This is a genomic window from Intrasporangium calvum DSM 43043 (assembly GCF_000184685.1).
GTDB classification, from domain to species: Bacteria; Actinomycetota; Actinomycetes; order Actinomycetales; family Dermatophilaceae; genus Intrasporangium; species Intrasporangium calvum.
Genome location: NC_014830.1, coordinates 842,136 through 868,076 on the forward strand (window position 1 = coordinate 842,136; position 25,941 = coordinate 868,076).

Here is a 25,941-nt window from a genome sequence, read left to right on the forward strand (position 1 = left end):
CAATGATCGTCATGACAACGCTCGGGCCCGGCGACACCGTGGGGGGCGGCCTGGGGCGCGCGGCCCGCGTTGCAGTGGCCGACGTGACCGACGGGCAGATCACATCGTGGACCGAGGTGCCGGTCGGGTGGGACTCCCTGCACGGCGAGGGGACCGAGGGCTCGCACCACGCGCGGATCGCCACCTTCCTCAAGGAGCAGGGCATCGAGGTCGTCGTGACCGAGCACGTCGGGCTCGGGATGCAGCGGATGCTCGGCACGATGGGCCTGCGCCTCGTCCAAGGCGCCCACGGGGACGCCCGGCAGGCCGTGGTCACGGCCGCCGGGACCGCTTCTGGCTGACTTCCTGGGTGACCTCCTGGCCGCCCAGACCCTGGGCCGGTGCGGCACGGCGGAAACGCCCGAGGGCGCCGGGGTCGTCTGTCTCAGACGGCGGCCGGCTCAGGGACGAACCGCGGCGTCCAGACCCTGCCCTCGGCGGTGACCCGGGTCCCGCTGGCCCCGATGATGAGCAGGCACTTCATGTCGATCGTCTCCGGGGAGAGGGCGCCGAGCGTCGTCACCGTCAGCGACTCCTCCGCGCGCCCGACGTCCCGGCCCACGACGACGACCGTGTCCGGCCCGCGGACCTCGAGCAGCACGTCCTGGGCGAGCGCGACCTGCTCGGTCCGGGTGCGCGACGCCGGGTTGTAGATCGCGAGGACGAGGTCCGCGTCGGCGGCCGCGCGGAGGCGGCGCTCGATCACGGACCACGGCTTGAGCCGGTCGGACAGGGACATGACCGCGAAGTCGCCGCCGAGCGGGGCCCCCGCGCGGGCCGCCACGGCCTGCGCCGCGGTGACTCCCGGGACGACCCGCACCGGCACCTCGGCGAAGGCAGGGTCCTCCGCGGCCTCGAACACCGCTGCTGCCATCCCGAAGACGCCGGCGTCGCCGCCGGACACGACCGCGACCCGGTCGCCGGACCTGGCCAGCTCGAGCGCGTGGCGGGCACGATCCACCTCGACCGTGTTGCCCGATGGGTGCCTCGTGAGCCCGGGCCGCTGTGGCACCCGGTCGACGTAGGGCGCGTAGCCCACCACGTGGTCGACCTCCGCGAGCACGGCGCTCGCCTCGGGCGTCAGCCACCGGTCGGGTCCCGGGCCGAGTCCCACGACGACGACCTCACCCAGCCCCCCACCCGACGATTCCGTATGCCGCTGAGCCGGCTCAGCGGCATACGGAATCGTCGCGCGCCCGGCTGAGTCGTTGCGGAGGTCCCGGCCAGGCACGACGACCATCGACATGTACGGGACGCTGGCGGGGTCGACCTCCGTCACGGGGAGGACCCGCTCGACCGACGAGGTCGCGCGCTCGACGTAGCGCGCGTCCTCGAGCCGGCCCGCCTGGCGGAGCGCCTCGACGACGGCGGGGAAGGTGCGGCCGAGCTTCATGACGACCGCGGCCTCGGTGTCGGCGAGGCGGCGAGCCAGCTCGGGGACCGGCAGCGTGCCGGGAAGGATGGTGAGGACGTCCTCGTGCCGGCACAGCCCGGTCGCGACGGCGGCCGCGGAACCGCTCACCGAGGTGACTCCCGGGACGACCTCGGAGTCATAGCGGTCCGCGAGGCGGTCGTGGAGGTACATGTAGGTGCCGTAGAAGAGCGGGTCGCCCTCGGCGATCACCGCGACGTTGCGGCCCGCGTCGAGGTGCGCCGCGAGACGCGCGGCCGACTCATCGTAGAAGTCCGCCATCAACCCGTGGTAGCCGAGCGGATGGTCGGTCGCTCCCGTCGTGACGGGGTAGGCGAGCAACTCCTCGACGGCATCGTGGCGGAAGTACCGGGCTGCGATCCGGCGAGCGATCGAGTCACCCTTCGGGCCGCTGTGGAACGCGACGACGTCCGCGGCCCGGATGATCCGAGCGGCCTTGATGGTGACGAGTTCCGGGTCGCCGGGGCCGACCCCGACACCTCGGAGCCACCCGGCGGTGCGCTTCACAGCTCCTCCTCGCGGGCCAGGGCGTTGAGGGCGGACGCGGCCAGCGCCGATCCGCCGCGGCGCCCGTGGACGACGAGCCACGGGACGCCGAACGGGTTGTCGGCGAGCGCCACCTTGGACTCCGCCGAGCCGATGAAGCCCACGGGCGCACCGATGATCGCCGCCGGGCGGGGGCCGCCGTCCGCGATGAGCTCGAGGAGGTGGAAGAGGGCCGTCGGTGCGTTGCCGATGGCGACGACGGCCCCCTCGAGGCGATCCCCCCACAGGGACACGGCTGCCGCGGACCGCGTGGTGCCCCAGGCGCGGGCCAGGTCGGGGACCCGGTCGTCCCTCAGGGTGCACACGACCTCGTTGTCGCGGGGCAGGCGGGCCCGCGTGATGCCCGAGGCGATCATCCGGGCATCCGTGAAGATCGGCGCTCCCTCGTCGAGGGCCATCCGCGCGGCGGCGACGACGCGGGGGTGGACGGCGATGTGCTCGGTGAGGGCGACGTCGCCGCTCGCGTGGACCATCCGGACGGCCACGACCCGGGCGTCCTCGGGCAGGTGGTCGAGCCGCGCCTCGGCGCGGATCGTGGCGAACGACCGGCGGTAGATCTCCTGGCCGTCCGTCTCGTAGGCGTAGCGACGGGTCGGTGGAGACGCGGTGGGGGGTGAGGAGTGCGCAGACATTGGCCGCCATCGTAGGGCGCCCCGTCGGCCGTCGTTGCGGCGCCTACTGCGAAGTCAATCCAGAGGACCGCAGGAACCGGTCGACCTGGATCCGCAACGCCACCCGTGACGGATTGGGCCTTGGTGTCCGGTACCGCACGGCGTATCGCTCCTCCGCGCGTCGAATCGAGGCAGGATCCGACCTCACCTCGACCGTCCCCTCGATGGTCGACCACCGGCGCCCGGCCACCTGGCAGGCCGCGACCCTGGGGTCGGCCGAGGCGTGGACCGCCTTGAGCGAGCTCCGGGACGTGATGACCCAGGCACACTGCCACTCGACATCGAGAGCCACGCCGACCGGGGTCACGTGTGGCCTACCGTCGATGCGCAACGTTGTCAGGGTGCACAGGTGACGTTCGCTCCAGAACTCCAAGAGCGATTCCGGGAAGTCGTCCCAGTCGGGTACCCACGCAGTCACGCAACCATCTTCCCATCGGCACGAGCACCACTTTGCGGCGCTCTGCCCCATTTCCGCACAACGACTCTCCGGCAGATCCGAGACCCGCGCGCCCCGGAGCCCGCGGATGGACGCGCAATCACGCGGGATGCCCTCAGTCCGAGCACTCGCCGTGCGCTGCGTCGACCAACAGGTCGATGTGAACACCGAGGAGATGAAGTCTGAGTCGAATGTTCCGACGACCGGATGGAACCCGTACAGCATCCGCATCAACCAGCAGTGGCGGATCTGCTTCACCTGGACACCCGCGGAAGACGTCGAGATCGGCGACCATCACTGATCGAAGGAGGAACAAAGACGGCGACCACCCCCGATCCACCCGGGGAGGTCCTCCCATCCTGACCCCGCTGGAGGTCAAACCCGCTAGCGGCATCGAGGTCAGAGGGATCACCTCGGCGCCCTCCTCGACCAGATCCATCCCCTGCAGAGCGCCCGACTCACCCGAGTGCTACGCGGCGAAGTGGGGCAGGTCCGACTCCCTTGACCCCGTGTCCGCGAGATTGCTGTGGCCCGACTTCTTCACTCGCCAAACGGCAGGATACAAACTTGGCTACCGCATGTCGGCACCGGCCGAAGAACGTCGGCTACAGGTCCCTCGATGGACGGTGGCTCGACGCCGAAGAATGCAGGCAACCAGCCAGCTGTCTGAAGTCAGACCATGGCGACGTCGTCCTAGCCGAAGACCCCCGTTGCTCCCGTCGTCTAGTGCGCTAGCCTCCCCGTTTCACGCGACGTGGCCGGAGCGTTCCTGACGGCCGGGAGATTCGCGCGCGTCCTGCGCCATCGGACGACAAGCCGGTGGAGGAGATCGACACGGTCCAGACGATTCGTTCCCTCGCCGCCTGGTCTCGGTGAAGAGATTCTCGGTCGGTCAGCGTCAGCCGAGCCGAGACCGGATGGCCGACACCGCCTGCTCGAAGGTGGCGGTCTCCGCCCAGAACACATCCCCAGGCTTGCCGTCGGTCCACGGGAGGACCAGCTCGTCGAAGCCGGCATCGCGGGCACGCTCGGCGGCGTCCACGTATCCCTGGACGTCGTCACCGGGACGGACCGCGCCGAAGCCGAGGAGCAGCGACCTGCGCATCTGCGCCACGTCCCTCCCGTGGCGCTCGCACGCCGCCTCGACACCGGCGGCCTGCTGCCGCAACGTCGACCAGTACTCCGCGGCGCTCTGTCCCCCGATCTCCGGTCCACCGAAGGTGCTCCACCCGTCGCCGTAGCGTGCCGCGAGATCGAAGCCGCGCGGGCCGTGCGCGGCGACCAGCAGGAAGGGCCGCTCCGTCCCCGGTGGCAACGGCAGCGTCTGCAGCCCGCTGAAGCCCACCTCCGAGCCGTGCCACTCCGGCGCGCCCTCCCAGAGCGCTGCCAGTGCCTCCGCCGTCTCTGCGAAGCGGGCGCTCAACCGGCCGAACGGAACCGCCTTCCCCCGGTCGGCCGCGGCGTCGTGCAATGTGCCGGCACCGAGGCCGAGGACGACCCGCCCGCCGCTGATGTCGTTCACCGTTGCGGCCGCGCGCGCCAGCGGCACCGGGGTCCTGAAGGCAGCGGAGGACACCAGCGGTCCGAGCTCCAGCCGATCGGTGATCGTCGCCGCCGCCGCCAAGATGGTCCACCCGTCGGCGAGCCAACGTCCGGGCACGCTCGGGTGGGTCAGGTGGTCGGCGACGTAGAGCACGTCGAAGCCGAAGGCCTCGATCTGCCGGCTCACCTTCGAGAAGTCCTGCCAGGGTCGTGTCTGCAGCACCAGTGCGCCCAGCCTCATCAGAGCCTCCTCGGTCGATACCTCGATTGTGGACGCTCACCCGGCTGCGCGGGGCCTGAATGGCCACGTCGGTTCGGGGACGGGCCGCTAGCGCGCGCCCATCCTCCTTCGTGTGGCTCGTGCGGTCCTGTTCAGGGCCGCTGCCGGATGCCTACCCCCTTGTGGGTCGCGGCGTCTACATTCGAGGCATGATCGCCGACCACGAGACCGGGCTCGCCATCCGCGCCCTTGTCGAGCAGACGTACGCGGCCATGTCCACTCCCGGATCCGAGGTCAGCGAGCTCTTCAGTGCCGAAGACATCGCCATCGCGGGCTCAGGCCAGGGCGAGCTCTGGACCGGCCCGGAGGAGGCGGTGGCCGCCGCGAGCGCGGTCTCGTCGTGGGGCCTGCGCTGGACGCCGGAGACCGTCACGGTCTGGCGACGAGGTGAGGTCGCCTGGGCGCAGATCCTCGGATCGGTGCATGTCGTTCGGGACGGGATCGACGAGGTCGTCCCGTACTGGACGACGGGCGTCTTCCAGCGCGACGGCGACCGCTGGACATGGGCCTACTGGGGCGGGTCGGAGCCACAGGCATCGGCAAAGGTGTGACCACCCTCGGGTCACGCGATGCCGGTGATGACGTTGTAGCCGGTCTCGGAGGGCCTCACGGTCACGGTGCCGAAGCCACCTCGAGACAGCGCGTCGACGACCCAGTCAGGCCCATCTGCACCGTGTCCCGCGCCGCCCGCAGCCAAGTTCTCCTGGAGGCACCAGAGCAGCATTGACGCGTAGATGACGACGGAGAAGGGTTCGCGCGCGTCCACCGCGAGATCACCAGTCATCGTCGGCTCGACGACCATGAACGCACCGCCCGGGCGGAGCACGGCATGCACCTCGAAGGCGACCTTGACGGGATCTCCGAGGTGGTGGAAGGCATCGAGGCACATGACGAGGTCATAGGTGCGGTCGCGCGGCAGCTGCTCCGCGTCGGCGACCCGCAGCTCGGCGTTTCCCGGGAGCTCGGCTTGCTGCTCACCCTGAGCGACGACGACGTCGAAGCCCACCACGTGGGCACGAGGGAACGCCCGCGCGGCCAGGCCCACGGCATCGCCGTTCCCGCACGCGATGTCGGCGATCGCGCCTCCCTCACGGAGCGCGTCGCCGACTCCGTCCACGCCGGCGATCCACTCGTCGACCAAGGCGGCCGAGTACGTGGGGGTGTTGATACGGCCGACCGCCGGCCCGAAGGCGTGGTCGTAGACGCCCGGCCCCACCCCCCGCCCCGACACCACGGCGGCGGCCACGTCATCCATGACCTCGGACATGCCGTCCACGAACGCGAGCACGCCGCGAACATCACTGGGGAATCCCGGGCCCATCACTGCCCGGGTCTGCTCCGTGGCGTGGAAGCGGTCGCCCTCGACCTCGACATGGCCGGCGGCCGTGAGGGCACGCAGCCACTCCAACGTGTTGCGTAGATCGGTGCCCGCCTGCTGGCTGATCTCGTCCACGGTGCCGCCGCCGGAGAGCAGTGCCTCGAGCAGACCGGTTCGAGCGCCGAGGGCCAGCATCGTGATCGAGTACCAGCCGAACAGGTCCTGCGCGAACTTCCCGAAACCCTGCTGTTCGTCGGTCATCGCCGTCTCCCTCCCTCGGAGAGCTGCCACGAGGCCTTCCAGCAGGTGCCGGCCGGCAGAGCGTGGCCTTCCCTCGATTGAAGCACCACCGGCTAATCTCCACCGGCGATCATCGAGTCTGTCCTGTCAGCGCTCGCTGCCCCGTGGCTGGGGCAGCGTGGACGTCGTACCGATGACCGAGGGGCACGCCGAGGCCGTCCTGCGGATCTACCAGCTCGGCATCGACAGGGGAGGCGACGCTCGAGACCCGAGTGCCCCGACTGGGCCAACTTTGACTCGGCCGTCTTCCCCACGAATGTCGCAAGCCTCGCCCTGCACCGCAGCAAAGGCCTCCGCGATGTCGGCACGCGAAAACGGATAGCCGGCACCGTGACATGTGACGCGACATCGTGCTGATCGAGCGACGCAGCCCGCTGGTTGACTTGAACGGTGAGCAACGTGCCGAGGCGCTCGGGTGAGATCAGCGCCGAGGAGCTGGCCTCGCGGAGGATCACGGGCCCTTCGAGCCGCTGACGGTCCCGGAGGCCGCTGGATCCGTGGTCGGAGTGGAAGATCGCACCGGTCAGGCTGCCGCGCGTCACCGCGGCCGCTTTGAGCGCCTCGAGGAGGAGCTCGGTGCGCATGGCAGTCGATCACGGTGGCCAGAGAGAGGTTCGTGCCGCCGGCGATCGGCAGATAGGGGATGTCCCCGACGTAGCACGATCCGTCCGCAACTGTTCCGGTCGTCACCGCCGTCAAGGACCAGCACCACGGTCTCCAGCAGGCGGGCTCCGGTGTCGAAGCCCAGGCGCAACTCTCGCTCGGGCCGCGCGGTCATCAAGAGGCTCGATCCACAGCGACCATTCTGCGGCTTGGATCGCATCCTCGCAGGAGACTCCGTGCTTGAGCGCTCTCGGGTGGACCTTCACGCGGCTGAAGTGACGCACCGGGTGTTCCCCGTGGCAGGCGTGGACGCGAGAAGGCGTGAGGGCGGTTCACGGGACTTGCTAGGCGTTCGGTCGCCGCCCGACACCGCGTTACGTTGACCCTTTTTGGGCGATCGTCGGTATATGGAGCGGCGATACAGGACAGGCTGTCCTGAAGGGTGATCGTCATCATGATGAGGAAGAAGATGATCAAGAAGGAGAGGGACAGGGAGGTGGAGGTCATTGCGGCTCAGCCGTTGAGCCTCGCCGCGCGCTCGAGTCGCTCGAGGGCCTCGGCGGCATTCTCTGCGGCCATCGCGGAGTCGTCTTTTCGGCAGCTGATGAGCATTTTCCGCAGTCGTGTGCGGTCCTTATTCACCAGTTCAGTCTCTCGGAAGTCGCGAGCCGATATGAGGCTGGCCAGCACGACGAAGTCGGCGCAGTGACGCGCGTTGGCCCTGTCCGAGGGAATCTCGGTCCGGGCAGCGGCCTTTGCCACGAGGGCTCCGACGATGTTGGGGCGCAGCACCGTGCCGGTTCGGCCCTCAACCAGTACGAGGACGGGCTCGCTGCGGCTGAGGGCCTGAGTGGTGCCGGCCGACGGGATGGTCGGGGCGCCCGCGGCGCCGGTGCTCGCGGCGGCACGTTCGCCGACGCCTTCGGGGATCAGGACGTCGATCTGGGCAAGCTCGCGACGCCAGCGGTGCTGGGTGCCGTCGCCGGAGATGTCGGCGGTGAAGCCCAGGTCCTTCAGCGCGCCGGTGAAGGTCGCGAGGATCGTTGGGGAGGCGTGGATGTTGACGACCGTGTCGACGTCGTTGGTCGGACGGGTGGGGGACACGCCCGCTCGGCGCAGTGCAGGTGCACGAGCTGACCGCCAATGAGGGTCCAGTTGGAGTTCACCTGCTCATAGAGGTCCATCAGGGCGTGCCAGGACTGCTTCTGGGCCTCACTCAGGGCGGGTAGTTGCACGGCTTCAGTCACGGCTCGCTCCGACGACTCCTGCTGCGCGGGCGACGAGTCGGAAGTCCAGGTCGGCAAGGCAGCGGATGGCTTGGCTCTTCTCGCGGAGGCCATCGTGCTCGGCCAAGTCGGCAGCGAGCGCGAGCGGGGAGCGAGCAGCGTCGTCGAGCGCCTCGTGGAGCGGATTCGCGGCATCCGAGGGCACCACGTGCAGGATGACGTTGGCGCGAGAGCGCGGAGCGGGAGAGAGCAGGTAGTCATCGACGAGGGCGTTGAGATTGTCGGAGGACACATATGCTTCGGCCACGTCGCCGAAGGAGAGGCCCGACTCGTGCAGCGAGACACCGGAGAGGTGAACGCGGTTGTCTTCGCGGAGGTCCGGCAGGTCCCGCGGGGAAGCGGCGAACAGGGCTCGCTCAGCCCGGTTGCGCAGAGCCTTCACGATGTGGGCCGCGGCCTCCTCGAGGTCAGCCGAGGACCCGTGGACTAGCAGGTTCCGCAGCCGCGAGCGGGCGCGGGATCGGGCCGAGGGGCTGAGGCCAGAGGAAGCCTCGTCGCCAGCCGCGACTGCGAGCAGGTCCCAAGCGGACTTGGCCGACAGGGGACGCCCCGGTCCGGCGTGGTGCTTAAGGCGACGCAGTTCGTCCCTCTCCATGGCCCACTGGTTCCCGATCTTCTCAGCGGCCAGCGAGCCTTGTCGTATGCGCTGATGGACGCGCTGCGAGTGGACACCGAGCATCTGAGCAGCCTCGGCTACGCTCACATACCTACCAGCCACGTTGCGCCTTCCCTTCACGTCCGCCTAGGTTTGCTGCAATACTATTGCATCTTATAGGGTTCCGGCAATCATGCGCGTGCTGGCAGCGTCGGGGTCGCGTACCCATCGGCGCCCCACCTGCCTGGGAGGGCTGTCCCTGGCTGGTGACATCGACGCCGGCAGCAACCGGGGGATCAGACTCCGGCAACGTAGGCGGTCAGGAAGGGGACGCCGTGCCGGTCGAGGTTGCCCCGGGCGCGGTCGTAGTGCTCGGTCGTGCGCGGGTCGGCGTGGCGGGGCAGGATTTGCGCGTCGCGCAGTGGGACTCCGGCGTCCAAGGCGTTGGTGATCGCGGCGTGCCGCAGCGAGTGGGGGCTGATGTGGCGCGGGATCCCGGCGGCCTTCGCGATCCTCGCGACCATCCGGTAGACGTCGCGTCGGTCGCTCGGCTTCCCGGAGACCGGTCGCAGCACCAGCGTCCCGATGTGCGCTGGCCGCGGCAGGCTTCCAGCGCTCGTAGCACGGGGACCGTCACCCGCATGGTGGCGGGCTTGTTGCCCTTGCCGACCAAATGCAGGACGCGGTGCCCGCGCAGCGTGTCGGCGTAGTCCTCGATCCGGACCGCCGCCGCTTCGGACGCTCGGAGAACGTTGATGCCAAGCAGGTAGGCCAAGGCGCCGTGGTGCACGGTGATGGTCTGGGCGACCTGCAGGAACCGGATCAGCTCGAGCCGGTCCAGGCCCTGGATGCCGGTCTCGTCGCGGTGGACTTTCGGCAGCCGAGCGTAGACCGGCCGGGTCCGCGGCGATGACCCCGTCGATGTGGGCGAAGCGGAAGAATCCGCGTACGCCGTGCATCATCGTCGTTTCCCACGAGTTCACGAAAACTGAAGCCCGTCGTGGCGGGAACTCAAGGGTGGGGTCGCGGTGAGACGCTCATTGGGGTGTGTCGGTTCGCGAACCCGCGGGGTCGGTGGTGAAGGCGTCCAGGTCGGGGTGGCTCACGGTGCGCGCGTAGTGCTCGGCGGTCTCGATTGTGACGCCGAAGAAGTCGCAGATGCGGCGCAGGTCGCTGCCGGCGTTCGCCTCGGCCAGGATCCGGTCCTGGCGCAAGGCGTCTGCGGACATGCCGAGCTTGTCGGTGAGCCAGGGGACGCGGACCTGCTCGGGGGTGGCGGCCGACCTGGCATGGATGAGGAAGTGCGGGTTGATGCAGCCCGGCCACCGCTCGCGTCGGTAGGCGAGGTACCGGTCGAGCCGGGCCTTGGTCGCCGGGGCCAGCAGGATGCTCCGATCGGGCAGCGTGATCCGGTTGTCGCGGACCTCGAACAGGTGCAGGGCGCAGGCCTCCCGGGGGCGCAGCCCGTGGATGCCGATCAGCGTGGTGATGGCGGCGGTGGCGGGGTCGTCGGAGTCGAACGCGGCCCGGATGGCGGCGGTGGCGATGGGCATCGGGGTGCGCCGCTCGAGGGTGCCGACCCGAATCCGCGCGGTCGGGTTGACGAACAGGAGCCGGTGGCCCTTGAGGGTGGTGAATATCGAGCGCAGGGCGGCACCGAGAGTGGCCCGGGGGGTGCCCTCGCCGGGGAGCACGGCGAGGATGTCGGAGCGTGTGATCTCGCGCAGGGAGTGGTGCCCGTCCGCGGCCCAGGCCCGCAGGGTGGGCATGGCCCACAAGGTGCGGGTCCTGATGGTGCCCTCGCTGCGGGGATGGCTGCGTGGCGGGACTGTGCTGCCGTGGTGCAGGACCTCGAACCAGGTCTGCAGCTCGCTGGCCATCGCTTCGGGCAGGCCGTGCAGCTGCCGTGTGAACCAGGTGACCAGCCTCGGAGGACGGTCATCGAACAGCAGGTCGGCCTCGGTCAGGACTGCCATCGGCAACCGGACCCGCAGCCCGTCCTCGATCAGTTGTTGAACATCGGTTGCCCTGACGGGCGGTCCATAGAGACGGGACCGGGCTTGCAGCACCCGCAACGTGATCCGCGTCTCTTTGGTCTGCCGGGTGGTCCAGCCGTAGCGGGCGGCGTGCTCGAGGGTGAGCTGGTCGAGCAGCGCCGCGAACCGGCTGCTGGGCGGGTCACCGAACCCGTACCGGCGGGCTGGATCCTCGATGGGGTGGTACGCGAACAGGTCGAGCTGGCCCGGGCCCGGGGCAGTAGGGGCGGCTGGTTCACCGGCGGTGGGGTCCTCCTCGACCGGGTGGCGCTGGTCCCGGGGCCGGCGGTAGTCCCGCCGGGGGTGAGGCCGGTAGCCGTTGCGGGGGTTGGTCATGTTCGCGAACCACAGCTGCTGGCCGGCCTGGTTGGCGCTCAGGACGTCGCGAGGAAGACCGAGCTGGGCCTGACGGGTGAAGGTCTGGGCCCAGCACAGCCGGCACGCCTGGTGCTGGTTGACCGCGAGCTCCCTGTGGCAGCAGATGCATTCGCCGGCCCCGGGGTGAGCGTAGCGCCATGCCGTGCAGGCCAGGCAGAGCCGGCCTCGCAGCCGGGTCACGCCCCAGGCGAGACAGTCGCGACAGGAGTCAGGCGCTTGCGGGGCGAGCGGGTGGCACAGGCGGCACAGCCCACTGGACCAGTAGTCGCCGTCCCGCCCACAGCGGCGGCATGGCAGCGGCCTGCCCTTGGATCCCGGCTTGCAGTCGTAGCACCAGCCTCGCTTCCGGTATGCCTCGGGCCTACGGCTGCAGCCTTGGCACATGGGCGGGGCGGTCATGCCGGTGGCTGGCTCCGGCTCCGGCCCGGGGTACGGCGCCGGCCGGATGAGGCGGTTCGCGCGTTGGCCGTCGTCTTCGTGGCGGGCTTGCGGGCGGCGACTGCCTCGGGCTCGCAGATCAGCAGGTCGGCTGGGGTGCAGCCGAGGACGAAGCAGATCACGTCGAGATCGTCCAGCCGGATCGTGGTCGGGGTGCCGGTCCACAGCCCCGACATCTTCCCGGCGCTGATGTCCAGGCCGGCCTCGGCCAGCATCCGGCGTAGCTCGGTCGACTTCCAGATCCCGGCCTCGGCGGCCTTCATCCGCATGTTCCAACGCATCGGTTCATCGCTCCTGGCGGGTGGTCATGGTCCCGAGGCGGTCCAGGGTCCGCTGGTTCGCAGCAGCCCAGGACGCCTCGATATGGGTGGAGTGGACGTGGATGTACTGGGTGGTCGTGGAGAGCCAGCTGTGTCCCATCAGCTCTTGGATCGCCTTGAGGCTCATGCCTTGCTGGTACAGATGGGACGCGCAGTAGTGGCGCAGCACGTGCGGGGTGAGCCGACCGGTCCACGTCGGCAGCCACGCCTGCACGGCGTGCCCGAGGCCGGCGCGCAATGCCTCGGCGCCGATCCGGGTGGCGTGCCCGGTCATCGCGTCTCGTCGTTCGCTCGGCAGCAGTGGCGCGCTCGGGTCGTCGGCATCGTCGCCGAACTGGTGGCGTACGTCGGTCAGCCACCACTCCAGCAGCGCGTCGACCTCGTCGATGGCCGGCACGATGCGGATCTTGGCGCCGCGGCCGCGGCTGCCCTTGCCGTGTCGCACATGCAGCTTGCCGTGGGCACCGAGGTCGGGGTGCCAGTCGCCGATGTCGAGCATCACGGTTTCGTTGATCCGCAGCCCGACTCGTCGCCACAGCGAGGCCGCGAGGTAGTCCCGGGCCGCCGGCAGGTACTTGCGGGCCACGGGCAGCGCCTGGCCCCAGGAGGCGAACAGGGCGCCGACCTCGTCGGTCGTCGGCGGGATACGCGCTGCGGTTGCCGCGGCAACGGCGCGCGGCCGGTTGAACTCGTCGATCGGCTGGGTGACGACCTGCCCGAACAGCGCATGGATGTCGCCCTGGTAGCGGGCGATCACGAACTCGTAGAACTTCGCCAACGCTGTTGCCTTGCCCGCCACGGTCGAGGTGGCCAGCCGGCGCTCACGACGTGCCGCGCGCAAGTAGCGGTCGGCGTCCTCGGGCTGCGCGCTCCACAACGGGGCACCCAGGAACCGCGCGAACTCGAAGACGACCGAGCGGTCCGCCGCGGTCGTCGCGTCCAGGGTCCCCGCCGCGGCCGACGCCAGCGAGTACTGGTCGATCATCTCCTGCTCGAACGCCTCGACGTCCAGACTGCCGTGCAGGCTTCGGGCCGAGTCCACCGAGCGGACCACTGCCAGTGTCATCGAACCCCCGCTTCACGAAATGAGGTGCTAGCTCTGAAACCTAGCATCAGCGTCAGGAATCCTGAGGATCTGTCGAGGCGTGTTCGGGATCAAGCCGGGCTGCATCGCAGCAGGTCACAGACGTGCCAAGGCTGTTCCCCGTGGATCGAACCTGAGGCAACTGAAATAACGACCGTGGAGTCCATCAGGCCTCGGTCACCAAGGCCGCGGATGTAGAGCTCGACATGCGCTCGTTGGACCCCGACCAGCGGGTCGAGCCCGTTGCCCTCGCACCAGGAGAACCACTCCCGCAGCTGGTAGGCGTACAGGACGTGGGTGTGCCCGGCGTAGCGGGCGAGATACGACACGGCCGCGAGCTGAGCGGTCGACATCGCCGCCGGCTGGAACGGCAGCAGCGTTGTTGGGCTGGACATGGCCTCACCTCACGCGGCGAGAAGACAAGCGGCCCAGACCCCGCTCGCCGCCACCGCAGCCGGGCAGCCGGACTCCTCGAAACTAGACCGCTCCAGTCGCGTCCGCTCGCGGCTGTTAGACGATTGTCGGCGGGACCGGTGTCCGGCCAGACTCGGTTCCAGGTGCCCGGTGGGCTGCTCTTCTCGCGGCTGCCCACCAGTGTGATCGGTGTGGCTCTCTTTCGGTTTGCATCCCGCCGGGTGCCGTGACGAGGTGTGGCTCCAGAGGGGACTGCCCTGCTCGTAACAGCAATGCCCGCCTCGCGATCCCTGCAAGTGCACGACGAGACGAGGACGAGGTGTCGAGATTGCGATGGTGTTCATGGGGGTCGATCCCCACAAGCTGTCGGTGACGATCGAGGTCGTCGATGACCACGAGAGCGTGCTGGGCACGGGTCGGTTCGCCACCGACAAGGCCGGGTACGCCGCGATGCGCAAGCAGGTGCGGGGGTGGCCGGAGCGGGTCTGGGCGGTCGAGGGCAGCAACGGCGCCGGCCGGCCGCTGGCGCAGCGGCTGCTCGCCGACGGTGAGCACGTCGTGGACGTCCCCGCGAAGTTGTCGGCCCGGGCCCGGTTGCTCGACACCGGCCACAACCGCAAGACCGACGCCCACGACGCGCACGCCGTCGCGGTCGTCGCGGTGCGCACTCCGGGGTTGCGGGTGCTGTCCTACGACAGCGAGCTCGAGGCGCTGCGGATGCTCGTCGACCGCCGGGAGGAGCTGACCCGGCAACGCGTGCAGACCGTCAACCGGTTGCAGCGGCTGCTCTCCGAGCTGACCCCCGGGAAGGCGAAGAAGGACCTGACCGCCTTGCAGGCCAAGGCAATCCTCGCTTCGGTGCGGCCCCGGGACCTGGCCGGCAAGACCCGGCGCCGGCTCGCGGTCGAGCAGCTGACCGAGTTGGTCGCGGCCGACAAGAAGACCAAGGCGCTGAGCAAGGAGCTGAAGGCGATCGTCTTGTCCCGCGGGTCGCACCTGATGGACCTGCGCGGCGTCGGCCCGGTGGTCGCCGCGCGCACGTTGGCCGACGTCGGTGACGTGGCGCGGTTCGCCGACCGGAACCGGTTCGCGTCCTGGACCGGTACCGCCCCGTTGGACGCGTCCTCCGGCGAGCAGGACCGACACCGGCTGTCGCGGGCCGGGAACCGGCGGATGAACCACATGATCCACATCGCCGCGATCAGCCAGATCCGACTCGCCAGCGAGGGCCGGACCTACTACCGGCGCAAGCTCGCCGAGGGCAAGAAGCCCCTCGAGGCGATCAGGTGCCTCAAGCGCAGGATCTCCGACGCCCTCTACCGCCAGCTCGTCGCCGACGCCCGTGCCGTTGAAACGGGCCCGGGAGGGCACTGCGGGGCGACTCAAGAATCCAGCGCGGTCGACCTGCCCCCGCACATCGACACTTCGGATCAGCCACTTCCCGGACCCGCACCTACCACGCTACCGGCCGCCGTGGCCCGTGCGAACCCCCACCCGGGCTCGGCTCCCCAGATGACGCGACGACGCGCCGGAGCCGTCAAGGTGGAGCGCCCCACCGGACGAACGACCTTGACGGCGACCAGCGCCGGCGCACACTCGAAAGAGCCGATCCCGGCCCCTTGACGACAGAGGGGAGCCGGAGTGACGCACCCTCGCCGTACACCCACGTGGCAAGTCCGGCATGCTCACTCTCGTGAGTGGCTACTTGGCACGACGTAGGGAGCGCCGAGAACCCCTCCGACCGTTACGCCGCTTGGGCGATTGTCCCGAGTGTCGTCACCCGTGGCTTGAGCACCCGGGCACGGGAAACGAGCTCGACGGGATGTGCGGCGAGTGTGCATACGAGTTCGAGCAGGACCCAGCGGCAGACCTCTGCGCCGGGCTGCCGGCCCGGACTGCCCAAACGCCAAAGTAGACGCACCCATGGCAGCCCTGTGACGGACGCAAGCTGTTGCCTTGCGTTTCGGGCCGCTGGCGAAGTGATGGCGGTGCCCGCGTAGAGTCGGGTGCGGCCTTGGTTCCTTGGTACGCGGCGAACAGGTGATGGATGAAGTACCGCGAGTTCATCGGGACCCGCCTGCTCGCAATGCTCGTCCTCGTTCCGGCAAGGTTCTTCATTTCGCTGGGTTGGAGGGATCGGGCTGGTGGCTGGTCGCAGCTGTGCTTTATGTGCCGCTGTGCCTTGCGATCGTTGGCTACCTCAATCGCAATCACTAGCGAGAACACTGGACGAGCATGCCGTGACGGAGGCCAGGAGCACGTTGCCCGGTCGGGCCGCACAGGGTGCGGCTCGACAGCCCTCTCATGCACGGGCGGAACTCGGCGTACCTCCGCACCGCCCGAGCCTTCAACTCAGACGGGTACCGCCTGCGTGTGTCTCCTGGCATGACTCCAGCCCTCCCAAGGATCGGAGTCTCCAGACCTGCTGGAGCGGTTCCGTCATGACCACGACCCGAGCCTGGCCGGGTATTCCCCGCCCGATGTGTCACAGAGGCTCAGACACAGGTCAATGAAACACGAGTTTCCCGGAACCACGAGCCAGAGGTACCCGTCGGCAGTACTGTCCTCGTGGCGCACCGACGCGTCCATGCAACTCAGGGAGGATCCGTGTCTCTACGTGCACGTCGCACGAGCCTATTAGCTTTCACAACTACTGCCCTGGTGTCTACGGTGCTGCCCATAAGCATCGTCGCCGCGCCTACCGCCGCAGCCGCAACGTACCCGAGGAGCGTTTCCGTCGCTCTGGTGCCGAACTCGTCGGGCCGCGTCAATAACGGCGGCTTCCTACCCACGATGGGCTTCCCCGACGGCTACGTTCCGACGTTCACAGACGTGGCTCCCGACTCCATTGTCCAAGACGTCGCGAACCCGCTTACTGGGTTCGACACAGTGGTCTTCAACGGCATCTGCGACATCGACACGTTCTTAAGCAACGCAATCTTCAAGGCACGCGTCGAAGGCTTCGTGCAGGCCGGCGGGAAGCTTATTATCTGGGACTCCGAGTGCACCAGCACCGACTACTCGAAGTTCGCACTGCCGTTTAAGACGAGCAATCCAGGCGCAGCTGGAGCCAGCGGCACGCTCACTGACGTCGAGAACAATACGCTCAGCAGCACCGATCCTCAGTCCCCGCTCTACGTCGACACTGTCGCCGTCTCGACAGGGACGGACGCGGTGGGGGACGCTAACGTCTTCACCACCTACGACCCCAACTGGTTCGTTGACCTCAAGGCGACGAACGTACTGGGAGTCAACGGGCCGGCTCACGCCTACGCGAAGCTCGGACAAGGCTTGGTTATCTACTCAGGGCTCGACAAGGATGACATGGGATGGGGAGGGTTCGACGCAACCTCCTCGTCCGGGGCAGTGCATCTAAACCGCATCTGGCTCCTTGAGCTGCTGCAGCCGTGGGACCCTGACGGGCTCCCCCGAACTCTGCCTGCGGGGACGACGCACGAGTACGTGGCGCTGGGCGATTCATATTCAGCAGGAGAGGGGCTCAGCCCTTACCTTCCGGGGACCGACCAGCCGTCGATTTCCGAGCCGAACCACAATGTATGCCACAGGTCGGACCAAGCCTACTCTTACGTCCTACACGACCGGTATTACACGAAGCCACCCCTCCCAATGTTTGTCGCTTGCAGCGGGTCCATCACGAATGATCTGTTTGCACCAAACAACGCCGTGAACATGAAGCTGGATGGGTCTGCACCTGAAGACCCGCAACTGGATGCGATCACCAGCCAGACCAAACTGGTCACGCTAACTATGGGCGGCAATGATGTAGGTTTTGTCGATATTGTTTCGGCATGTGCTGCCAATCTCATCGCTTGGGTCCCGAGTTGCCAGAACACAAAGGTGAAGTTGTGGGCGCCCAATCCACCCCGGTTTTACGAGAAGTCCCTCTCGTCTATCGTTGACTCCCGAATGCAGGCATTGAAGGGAACTGCGAGTGCTAGCACGTTCCCCTTGTTTGGGGATTCACCGGCACGCGCCTATGGGCAAGCAAAGCCGATCCACTCTTGGTCAGCGATTCTCAAAGAGATCAAGAAGCGCGCAGCCCCAGACGCCAAGATCATCATCGCCGGCTACCCCCAGTTGCTGAGCGACAAGAATGGCTACGTCTGGGATGCGCCAGGATCCTCCTACCTCACGATTGGCCGCGTTGGCCCAACAAATATCCTCATCCGAAAGGGACCGGCGTCGTGGATCCGGAGCAAGATCGCGGAGGCAAATCAAGGGATTCGGGCGGCAGCCGAGGGCATGAATGATCCGAACGTCCAGTACGCGGACGTAGCGGCCGAGTTCACTGGCCATGCGATAGGTGACTCGGAGCCCTGGATCTTCTTGGTTACGGGATCCGGCAAGGACGATCTGGATAGCCGCAGTCTGCATCCAACGGCTGACGGACAGAAGGCATACGAACTTGCCGTCGCGAAAGCCCTCAATAAAACCCCCTCGTGACGCTCTAGCCGCAACGAGATGAGCGCGCCGGCCAGGCGCGATGGTGTCGCAGACCCGTCGCGCCTGGCCGTTCCCCACGCTGTACCCACGAGGCTCGGCCGGCTGCGTCGTCCTCGAGGACGATGCCGGGGTCCCTCCCCGTGGCGGCCGAGTCGGTGCCCACCGAGGGACGGCATGCGCCCCCGTCCCACCCGACTCCTGCCACCGGAAGTGCGAGGCGAGGTCGATCGGGGCCTTGGTAACCCGGGAGCCAACGATGAAACCGCGGCCCGGCCTCTAACAGGCTCATCCCAAACGACGGTGTAGCGACGGTTTGAAGCCGCCAGTCTCGAGCAGTGATCTGGCGATGTAGTAGGTCAAGGTTCGGAAGCCGAGGGCGGAGCCGCGCAGGTGCTCCAGGCGCTCGTTGAGCGCTTCAGTGGGTCCGGTGCTGGTGCCCGGACGCTGAAAGTACGCGCGCACGTCGCCGGCGCGCTGGGCCAGGGTCCGGCCGAGCCGGGTAACTGCGCTATTGCGGCGGCGATGTCCCCGCCGCACCCAGTCGACGAGCGCGGGCATCCCTGCCCTGGCCCGGGCGCGGTCGGGGTCGCTGTACGCAGCGATCATCCGCTGGTAGACCCCCAGGTGGCCTCCACCCCAACCTGCTCTTCGGCGACGAACAGGAGGATGAAGCGATCGGGGACTTGTTGCCGCATTGTCTCTCCGCAGAACGATGCATGGCATGCCAAAGAAGTACGACGCCGCCACGAAAGAGCGGGCGGTCAGGATGGTCCAGGAGCAGTTGCCGGAGTACGGGGGGTCGCTGACGAAGGTGCGCGCCGCGCATTGGGAGCAGGTTGCGGTTGCCCAAGGACACGGTGCGTGGGTTGTGCCGCCGTGAGTGAGTCCAGCTTCAATGTGGGCGCAATGACGCTGGCCCTATCTGGGCTACTAGAGCGTGTCTCCCAAACTTGAGCGGCCCATCCTGAGAGTGTCGGACTCATGGTGCGACAGGGTCAGGTTTCTGACGAGTTCTGGGCGGTCGTGGAGCCGCTGCTGCCGTGTTCGGCGGGTCGTCGCGGGCGGCGCTGGTCCGATCACCGTCGGGTTCTGGAGGGGATCTGTTGGCGGTATCGCACCGGGTCTCCGTGGCGGGATGTGCCCGAGGAGTTCGGTCCGTGGCAGACCTTGTGGAAGCGGCATTTCCGCTGGTCAACCGACGGCACGTATCACCTGATGATGGCCGCGGTGCAGCAGGCCGGACTGGTCGATGAGAACGCCACCGACGATGTTGAGCACCTCCTGTCGGTGGACTCGACGATCGTGCGGGCGCACCAGCACGCGGCCGGCGCCCGGCACGACTCGGCCACCGCGGAGGTCGTTTCCGAGCCTGCAGGCCACACAGGGGGCAGGATCGAATTACAAGAATCTGCCGCCCGAGCCGGCTGACCACGCGCTGGGGCGCTCCCGCGGCGGACTGTCGACGAAGATCCACACGCTGGCCGACCAGGCCACCGCCACGGTCCAGATCCGGTTGACCGGTGGGCAGGCCGGGGACAACCCGCAGCTGATCCCGCTGATCGAGGACTACCGCTCGGCCGGGAAGCGTCCGCCGTTCCGGCTGCTGGCCGACAAGGCGTACTCGCACCCGTCGACACGAACTCGACTGCGAGCGTTCAAGATTGCGCACACGATCCCGGAGCGTTCCGACCAGATCGCGCGCCGCAAGGCCAAGGGCAGCCGCGGTGGGCGCCCACCGGGCTTCGACCCGGGCGCCTACAAGAAGCGCAACACCGTCGAGCGCAGCTACCTGCGGCTCAAGCAGTGGCGCGGCATCGCCACCCGCTACGACAAACAGGCCCGAACGTTCCTCGGTGGTGTCCTGCTCGGTGCCAGCCTCATCTACTTCACGACCCACTGATGGGAATCAAGAGACACGCTCTAGCCATATTGCCCCTTCCGGGGCGCCCGTTCCGGGCTGAAAATGGGCTCCTCTGACCCTTCCGTGGGTGGTTCTCGGGCTGGCTGAACGGGGGCACGCCGTTCCCGCATAGGTTTTGGGCTGTCTAAAGGTCCAGAACCATTGGAGCGGAGAACGGCGTGCGTGATGCCAGCCTATGGCGTGCCCTGTTGGGCGTCGACAAGACGGTCATCGAACAGGTCGAGTTCGACGAGGACGAGCAGCTGCTGGTCGCGCAGGTGCGTCCTCGGAGTCGGGCTCGGAGCCGGTGCGGGGTGTGTGGACGGTCGTGTCCGGGCTACGACGGCGGTGAGGGCAGGCGGCGGTGGCGGGCGTTGGATCTGGGCACCGTCCAGGTGGTGCTGGAGGCGGACGCGCCTCGCGTCTCGTGCCGTCAGCACGGGGTGGTTGTCGCGGCGGTGCCGTGGGCGCGGCACGGGGCGGGGCACACGTACGCGTTCGACGAGCAGGTCGCGTGGCTGGCCACGCAGGCCTCGAAGACGACCGTGACGCAGCTGATGCGGATCGCCTGGCGCACGGTCGGGTCGATCATCACGAGGGTGTGGGCCGACACCGAGAGGCAGTTCGACCGGTTCGCCGGTCTGAAACGGATCGGGATCGACGAGATCAGCTACAAGCGCGGTCACCGGTACCTGACCATCGTGGTCGACCACGACAGCGGCCGACTGGTGTGGGCCGCGCCCGGGCGGGACAAGGCCACCCTGCACGCGTTCTTCGACGCCCTCGGTGAGCAGCGTTGCGCCGCAGTCACGCACGTGTCCGCGGACGGCGCGGACTGGATCGCCAAGGTCGTCACCCAGCGGTGCCCGCAGGCGGTCCGCTGCGCTGACCCGTTCCATGTCGTCTCCTGGGCCACCGACGCGCTCGACGAGGTGCGCCGGGACGCGTGGAACCAGGCGCGTGGCGCGGTCACCCGGCGCCGGGCGGGCCGGGCCAGCGGCCACGCGAAGGACCTCAAGGGGGCCCGGTACGCGTTGTGGAAGAACCCGGGCAATCTGACCGAGAAGCAGCAGGCCAAGCTCGCGTGGGTGGCCAGGACCGACCCGCGGCTCTACCGCGGATACCTGCTGAAGGAGGGCCTGCGGCTCGTCTTCCAGCTGCCCCACCAGCAGGCTGCCGAAGCGCTCGACCGGTGGGTCGCGTGGGCCCGACGGTGCCGCATCGAGGCGTTCGTGACCCTGCAGCGACGCATCGTCAAACACCGCGACTCCATCCTCGCCGCGATCGAGCACGGCCTCTCGAACGGTCGTATCGAGTCGGTCAACACGAAAGTCCGCCTGATCACGCGCATCGCATTCGGGTTCCGCTCGCCAGAGTCCCTGATCGCCCTGGCCATGCTCAGCCTCGGCGGTCACCGCCCCGTCCTGCCCGGCCGGAACTGACCCACGGATCAGTCAGTAGAGCCTGAAAATGGGCTTGTGGCCGTCTGGTGACGCCGTTTCTCTATGCTCCGTTGAGGGCGTCTGCTAGCCGGGCGCGGGGGTCATGCTGTGGGCGCCTTCATTGTTGCCGCGATGGTCGAGCACGAGGACTAGATTCCGTTTGTTGCCTGGTGGTCCCCCCAGACGGCCACGCCGTCGAGTGACAGAACGCGTGGAGGTGGGAGATGAGCAACGGTGTTCGCCGAGTCGACCGATGAGGAGCAGATCATCGAGCGGGTCGCTGCCTTGGACATCGGCAAGGCCGAGTTGGTCTGCTGTGTAAGAGTCCCGGCGTCGGGTGGTTCGAGCCGGCGGGTGCAGGAGGTGACCACTCACACGACGATGACCCGATCGCTGGCGGAGCTGGCCAACCGGTTGGTCGACCTGCGTGTCGAGCGGGTCGTGATGGAGGCGACCAGCGACTACTGGAAGCCGGTGTTCTACCTGCTGGAAGCCCACGGCCTGAACCCGTGGCTGGTCAACGCTCGGGACGTCAAGCACCTGCCGGGCCGGCCGAAGACCGACGTGCTTGACGCGGTGTGGCTGTGCAAGGTCGCCGAACGTCAGATGCTGCGGCCCAGTTTCGTGCCACCGCGACCGATCCGGGTGCTGCGCGACCTGACCCGCTACCGCATCGATCTGGTCGCGGCCCGCACCGCGGAGAAGAATCGGGTGGAGAAGCTGCTGGAGGATGCCTGCATCAAGCTGTCGGTGGTCGCCAGCGACATTTTCGGGGTGTCGGGTCGGGCGATGATGGCTGCGCTGATCGCTGGGGAGCGTGACCCCAAGGTGCTCGCGGACCTGGCCAGGGCACGGCTGCGGGCCAAGATCGCAACCCTCGAGGAGGCGTTCGCCGGGTTGCCGGCGGGCGGCTTCGATGACCACCACCGGTTCCTGCTGGAACGGATGCTGGGCCGCGTTGATGCCATCGATGCCGACATCGCGGTGCTGGACGCCCAGATCGAGGCTCACCTGGCCCCTTTCGACCAGGCGGTCCAGCGCCTGGATGAGATCCCCGGGATCGGACCGGTCTCGGCCGCGATCGTCATCGCCGAGGTCGGGCTGGACATGACCCAGTTCCCGACCGCCGGGCACCTGTGCTCGTGGGCGAAGTTCTCCCCGGGCATCAAGTCCTCCGCCGGCAAGAGCAAGGGCAACGGATCCACCGGACACGGGAACCGCTACCTAGCGAGGGTGCTGGGCGAGGCTGCGGTCATGGCCGGACGCAGCGACACGTTCCTCGGTGAGCGATACCGCCGGATCGCGCGACGTCGCGGGAAGAAGAAGGCGATCGTCGCGGTCGGTCGCTCCATGCTGGTCATCATCTGGCACCTGCTGTCCGATCCGGACGCCCGGTTCCGCGACCTCGGCGCCGATCACTTCACCCGCTCGGTCAACGCCGACGCCCGGAAACGCAACCACATCCGACAACTCGAAGCCCTCGGCTACCGCGTGACCCTCGAATCCGTCGCCTGACGCAGATATAAGCCGCGCTCCGAACGTCACCCCTCCGCGCCTACCTGCCCACACGTCCTCCATTTTCGGACTAGACACTTTCGGTAGGGCCGATGTCTGGCCAGACTCGGTCCAGGTGCTCGGCGAGGCGCTCTCTATTGGGCTGCCCACCAGCGCGATCGGTGTGGCTCACCAGCGGTCTGCGGCCCCGCCGGGCGCCGTGACGAGGCGTGGCTCAAGAGGGGACTGCCCTGCTCGTAGTAGCACTGCCCACCTCGCCGTCCACATCGGTCACGAGCGAAGGAGAGCAGCAGATGCGACACATCATCATCGGGGTCGACCCGCACAAGCTGTCGGCCACCATCGAGGTCCTCGACGAGCACGAGAGGATCCTGGGTTCGGGCCGTTTCACCACGGACCGGGCCGGCTACGCGGCAATGCGCATGTACGCGAAGGCCTGGCCGGAGCGCACCTGGGCGGTCGAAGGCGCCAACGGCGTTGGCCGGGCGCTGGCGCAGCGGCTGCTGGAAGCAGGCGAACGGGTGCTGGACGTCCCGGCCAAACTCGCCGCACGGGTGCGTCTGTTCGACACCGGGCAGGGCCGCAAGACCGACGCGCTGGACGCGCACTCGATCGCGGTCGTGGCGGTACGCACCAAGGGCCTGCGGGTGCTGCAGGTCGACGGCGACCTGGAGGCGCTGCGGATCCTGTCGGATCGCCGCGACGCGCTGAGCAGGCGGCGGGTCCAGATCGTCGACCGACTCCAGGCCCTGCTCGCGGAACTCCTGCCGGGACGGGCGAAGAAGGACATCACCACCGGGCAGGCAAAGGCGATGCTCTCCTCGGTCCGCCCGCGCGACGTCGCCGGGAAGATCCGCCGCCGGACCGCCGCCGAGGAGCTGGCCGAGCTGGTCGTGGTCGAGGCGAAGATGAAGAAGGCCAGCGCCGAGCTGAAGGCGATGGTCCTGGCCCGCGGCTCGACGGTGATGGACCTGCACGGTGTCGGGCCCGGCGGTCGCGGCCCGCGTCCTGGCCGACGTCGGCGACGTGGCCCGGTTCGCCGACCGGAACTGGTTCGCGTCCTGGACCGGCACCGCCCCCATCGAGGCCTCCTCCGGCGAGATCGTCCGACACCGGCTCTCCCGGGCCGGGAACCGGCGGATGAACCACATGATCCACATCGCCGCGACCACCCAGATCCGCCTGAACACCCCCGGCCGGGCCTACTACCTGCGCAAGCTCGCCTCCGGCAAGACCAAGGCCGAAGCGATGCGCTGCCTCAAACGCCGAATCTCAGACGCCCTCTACCGACAGCTGCTCGCCGACGCCAGAGCCGTCGCACCGGCGGCAGCTGAAACGGGCCCGGGAGGGCACCGCGGGGCGTCACACAAATCCAGCGCGGCCGGCTCGCACCCGCACACCGGCACTTCGGATCAGCCACTTCCCGGACCCGCACAGGCGACGCTACCCGGACCGGCCACAGTGAGGAAGACCAACGCCATCAGGTACTTCCAACCCGCCACTTGACGTCAGAGGGGAGCCGCTGTGACGCTTCCCAACAGTGAGCGAAGAGGGCGCCCAGATGGGCCGGTATCGCGGAGCCACCCCGGTCAGTCCTGGTCCAGAGCCTCCATCGCCGCGTCGATCGACAGCGGCGCGAGCAGGTCCACGTAGTCGCCGGCAGGCGCGCCACACCGGCGGTCACATCCGGACACGTGCACGGGAAGCGAGCCCAGCGGCATACGGCCAACCAGTTCGCGAGCGAAGGCATGGGTGTCGATGGTGGACTTCGCGCATCCGGGCAGCCCGGTGCACGCGTGGAGCCGGGCCCAGGGGGACCGTGCCGAGACCGCAAGCCCGGACTCCGCGAGGCGGTCGAGCGACCCCGCCGCACCCTCGATGACGAGGCTCCTCCACGGGGTGGCGACGACGTGGGTGGCGACGACGTGGGTGGCGGCCTCGCCGAGGGCTGCGACGTGCGCAGCGGTGAGCAGGCCCAGGGGCACTCCGACGACTGCGTGGCGACCGTGCTGCCCCAGCGCGGCTGGCGCTCCCCGCGGCAGCGTGACGGGGGACGCGCCGCCCGGACCGATCGGCACGCCGAGCTCGCGGACGTGCCAGGCAGTGGACCCGAGCCGTTCTCGGGCAGCGAGGAACGAGCGAGCGAGCTCGAGGGCCAACGGCACCGCCGCTCCCGCGTCCACCACCCATCCGCGATCGCTCCCGCCGGCCATGAGGGTCACCGAGCCGGACGGCATCGCGAGGAGGCCGACGTCGAACCCGAAGCCGGCGACGTCGCCCCGCCCGTCGTCGACCGCGAAGAGGAAGCGGCCCGGCAGCGCCGCGAGATCGGGGTTGGCGCACAGCCCCTCGTCCAGCTCGCGCACCAGGCTGCGCACGTCGCCGATCCCCTGGCCATCGAGGCCCGAGAGGGGTGACGCGACGATGTTGCGGGCCAGCTCGTGCGGCTGGGACGGCACGAGGCCGGTCGCGACGATGGCCGCCCTGACGTCGGCGGGCACCGGGTCGGGCAGGCCGCGCAGCTGAAGGGCGCCGCGTGACGTCAGCTGGAGGGAGTGATCCGGTTGCGAGGCAACGATGTCGAGCAGCTGAACGAGCGCCGCCACCGGCACGGGGCGGGCGCCGGTGCGGATCCGCACGATCGCTCCGTCCGCAGCGCCGAACGGCCGAGCGACCCCGGGGCAGAGGTCGGCCCGCTCCCGGGTGGAGACATCGGTTGCCATGCCGCGATGCTAGACGGGCCTCATGCCCCGAAGGTAGGCGTCGCCCGGTGGGCGTGTCCGGCGAACGCGCCGCTAGGGTGTCCGCAGCGTCGTCGACCAGGAACCCGGTGCGAGCCCGGGACGGTCCCGCCACTGTGAGCGCGCCCTCCGGGGCCGTGAGTCAGGAACTGCCGGCACGC

22 protein-coding genes, 4 pseudogenes and 1 riboswitch are annotated in these 25,941 nt (G+C 68.7%); of the genes and pseudogenes, 11 read left to right on the plus strand and 15 right to left on the minus strand.

Going from position 1 to position 25,941, the window contains the following annotated elements; translation table 11 throughout:
- Window positions 1–2: 2 nt before the first annotated feature.
- Window positions 3–341 (plus strand): NifB/NifX family molybdenum-iron cluster-binding protein, encoded by a 339-nt coding sequence (locus INTCA_RS03885; RefSeq protein WP_013491633.1) that lies wholly within the window; start codon window positions 3–5, stop codon window positions 339–341.
- 83 nt (window positions 342–424) lie between these two features.
- On the opposite strand, the gene INTCA_RS03890 is transcribed toward INTCA_RS03885, so the two are convergent.
- From INTCA_RS03890 to INTCA_RS03900, 3 genes are read right to left on the minus strand one after another with little or no spacing between them, the layout of a single operon-like run.
- Window positions 425–1,978: a precorrin-2 C(20)-methyltransferase gene (locus INTCA_RS03890; protein ID WP_013491634.1), complete on the minus strand. Its 1,554-nt coding sequence runs from the start codon at window positions 1,976–1,978 to the stop codon at window positions 425–427.
- Window positions 1,975–2,649, minus strand: coding sequence for a precorrin-8X methylmutase (locus INTCA_RS03895; RefSeq protein ID WP_013491635.1), 675 nt, complete (start codon window positions 2,647–2,649; stop codon window positions 1,975–1,977). Before INTCA_RS03895 ends, INTCA_RS03890 begins: the two co-directional genes overlap by 4 nt.
- A gap of 43 nt (window positions 2,650–2,692) precedes the next feature.
- Window positions 2,693–3,157: a pyridoxamine 5'-phosphate oxidase family protein gene (locus INTCA_RS03900; protein ID WP_083807850.1), complete on the minus strand. Its 465-nt coding sequence runs from the start codon at window positions 3,155–3,157 to the stop codon at window positions 2,693–2,695.
- Between the two features lie 76 nt (window positions 3,158–3,233).
- Between INTCA_RS03900 and INTCA_RS20200 the strand changes: the two genes are divergently transcribed.
- A complete protein-coding gene (locus INTCA_RS20200) occupies window positions 3,234–3,425 on the plus strand; it encodes a hypothetical protein (protein WP_041307240.1) in 192 nt (63 codons plus the stop codon).
- 597 nt (window positions 3,426–4,022) lie between these two features.
- Here the strand turns inward: INTCA_RS20200 and INTCA_RS03910 are convergent.
- Entirely contained in the window at window positions 4,023–4,907 is an 885-nt protein-coding gene (locus INTCA_RS03910; protein ID WP_013491638.1) for an LLM class flavin-dependent oxidoreductase, read from the minus strand.
- A 188-nt stretch (window positions 4,908–5,095) separates the two neighbouring features.
- On the opposite strand from INTCA_RS03910, the gene INTCA_RS03915 reads away from it, so the two are divergent.
- The gene (locus INTCA_RS03915; RefSeq protein ID WP_013491639.1) at window positions 5,096–5,497 is read left to right on the plus strand and encodes a nuclear transport factor 2 family protein; all 402 of its coding nucleotides are present in this window, start codon (window positions 5,096–5,098) and stop codon (window positions 5,495–5,497) included.
- 11 nt (window positions 5,498–5,508) lie between these two features.
- On the opposite strand, the gene INTCA_RS03920 is transcribed toward INTCA_RS03915, so the two are convergent.
- From INTCA_RS03920 to INTCA_RS20070, 5 genes and pseudogenes are all read right to left on the minus strand, one after another.
- Window positions 5,509–6,525: a class I SAM-dependent methyltransferase gene (locus INTCA_RS03920; protein ID WP_013491640.1), complete on the minus strand. Its 1,017-nt coding sequence runs from the start codon at window positions 6,523–6,525 to the stop codon at window positions 5,509–5,511.
- A 530-nt stretch (window positions 6,526–7,055) separates the two neighbouring features.
- Window positions 7,056–7,221, minus strand: a pseudogene (locus tag INTCA_RS19420) (IS3-like element ISTesp3 family transposase); the annotation flags it as partial.
- Window positions 7,222–7,680: 459 nt separating this feature from the next.
- Window positions 7,681–8,271, minus strand: coding sequence for a hypothetical protein (locus tag INTCA_RS03925; protein ID WP_041307243.1), 591 nt, complete (start codon window positions 8,269–8,271; stop codon window positions 7,681–7,683).
- Window positions 8,272–8,406: 135 nt separating this feature from the next.
- Window positions 8,407–9,189 carry a helix-turn-helix domain-containing protein gene (locus tag INTCA_RS03930; RefSeq protein WP_342341440.1) on the minus strand — a complete coding sequence of 261 codons (783 nt, stop codon included), beginning with the start codon at window positions 9,187–9,189 and terminating at the stop codon, window positions 8,407–8,409.
- Window positions 9,190–9,344: 155 nt separating this feature from the next.
- On the minus strand, window positions 9,345–9,623 hold the full coding sequence (locus INTCA_RS20070) for a tyrosine-type recombinase/integrase (protein ID WP_041307244.1): 279 nt from the start codon (window positions 9,621–9,623) through the stop codon (window positions 9,345–9,347).
- A 98-nt stretch (window positions 9,624–9,721) separates the two neighbouring features.
- Between INTCA_RS20070 and INTCA_RS20075 the strand changes: the two genes are divergently transcribed.
- Window positions 9,722–9,961, plus strand: coding sequence for a hypothetical protein (locus INTCA_RS20075; RefSeq protein ID WP_041307246.1), 240 nt, complete (start codon window positions 9,722–9,724; stop codon window positions 9,959–9,961).
- 124 nt (window positions 9,962–10,085) lie between these two features.
- Here INTCA_RS20075 and INTCA_RS03945 read toward each other — a convergent pair whose 3' ends face one another.
- The 4 genes from INTCA_RS03945 to INTCA_RS03960 form a co-directional block, all read right to left on the minus strand.
- Window positions 10,086–11,642, minus strand: a complete 1,557-nt coding sequence (locus tag INTCA_RS03945) for a site-specific integrase (RefSeq protein ID WP_218916286.1) — start codon at window positions 11,640–11,642, stop codon at window positions 10,086–10,088.
- Window positions 11,643–11,857: 215 nt separating this feature from the next.
- Window positions 11,858–12,181, minus strand: coding sequence for a helix-turn-helix domain-containing protein (locus INTCA_RS03950; RefSeq protein ID WP_013491643.1), 324 nt, complete (start codon window positions 12,179–12,181; stop codon window positions 11,858–11,860).
- A 4-nt stretch (window positions 12,182–12,185) separates the two neighbouring features.
- Window positions 12,186–13,286, minus strand: a complete 1,101-nt coding sequence (locus INTCA_RS03955) for a tyrosine-type recombinase/integrase (protein ID WP_013491644.1) — start codon at window positions 13,284–13,286, stop codon at window positions 12,186–12,188.
- Window positions 13,287–13,375: 89 nt separating this feature from the next.
- On the minus strand, window positions 13,376–13,699 hold the full coding sequence (locus tag INTCA_RS03960; protein ID WP_041307248.1) for a hypothetical protein: 324 nt from the start codon (window positions 13,697–13,699) through the stop codon (window positions 13,376–13,378).
- A gap of 352 nt (window positions 13,700–14,051) precedes the next feature.
- Here INTCA_RS03960 and INTCA_RS03965 point away from each other — a divergent pair, with 352 nt between their 5' ends.
- Window positions 14,052–15,341 (plus strand): IS110 family RNA-guided transposase, encoded by a 1,290-nt coding sequence (locus INTCA_RS03965; RefSeq protein ID WP_013491645.1) that lies wholly within the window; start codon window positions 14,052–14,054, stop codon window positions 15,339–15,341.
- Between the two features lie 1,038 nt (window positions 15,342–16,379).
- Window positions 16,380–18,182: an SGNH/GDSL hydrolase family protein gene (locus INTCA_RS18560; RefSeq protein WP_114609403.1), complete on the plus strand. Its 1,803-nt coding sequence runs from the start codon at window positions 16,380–16,382 to the stop codon at window positions 18,180–18,182.
- A gap of 285 nt (window positions 18,183–18,467) precedes the next feature.
- On the opposite strand, the pseudogene INTCA_RS03975 reads toward INTCA_RS18560, so the two are convergent.
- Window positions 18,468–18,844 (minus strand): annotated as a pseudogene (locus INTCA_RS03975) (transposase); the annotation flags it as partial.
- A gap of 59 nt (window positions 18,845–18,903) precedes the next feature.
- Here INTCA_RS03975 and INTCA_RS19770 point away from each other — a divergent pair.
- The 5 genes and pseudogenes from INTCA_RS19770 (at window position 18,904) to INTCA_RS20705 (ending at window position 24,545) form a co-directional block, all read left to right on the plus strand.
- Window positions 18,904–19,062, plus strand: coding sequence for a hypothetical protein (locus INTCA_RS19770; RefSeq protein ID WP_169312902.1), 159 nt, complete (start codon window positions 18,904–18,906; stop codon window positions 19,060–19,062).
- Window positions 19,063–19,163: 101 nt separating this feature from the next.
- Window positions 19,164–20,082: pseudogene (locus INTCA_RS18995) on the plus strand (IS5 family transposase).
- A 179-nt stretch (window positions 20,083–20,261) separates the two neighbouring features.
- Window positions 20,262–21,524, plus strand: a complete 1,263-nt coding sequence (locus INTCA_RS03990) for an ISL3 family transposase (protein WP_013491425.1) — start codon at window positions 20,262–20,264, stop codon at window positions 21,522–21,524.
- A gap of 234 nt (window positions 21,525–21,758) precedes the next feature.
- Window positions 21,759–23,039 (plus strand): IS110 family RNA-guided transposase, encoded by a 1,281-nt coding sequence (locus INTCA_RS03995; RefSeq protein WP_013491647.1) that lies wholly within the window; start codon window positions 21,759–21,761, stop codon window positions 23,037–23,039.
- A gap of 293 nt (window positions 23,040–23,332) precedes the next feature.
- Window positions 23,333–24,545 (plus strand): annotated as a pseudogene (locus tag INTCA_RS20705) (IS110 family RNA-guided transposase).
- Window positions 24,546–24,628: 83 nt separating this feature from the next.
- On the opposite strand, the gene INTCA_RS04005 reads toward INTCA_RS20705, so the two are convergent.
- A complete protein-coding gene (locus INTCA_RS04005) occupies window positions 24,629–25,762 on the minus strand; it encodes a precorrin-3B synthase (RefSeq protein WP_013491648.1) in 1,134 nt (377 codons plus the stop codon).
- 97 nt (window positions 25,763–25,859) lie between these two features.
- Window positions 25,860–25,932, plus strand: a riboswitch (cobalamin riboswitch).
- The last annotated feature ends 9 nt before the right edge of the window (window positions 25,933–25,941 follow it).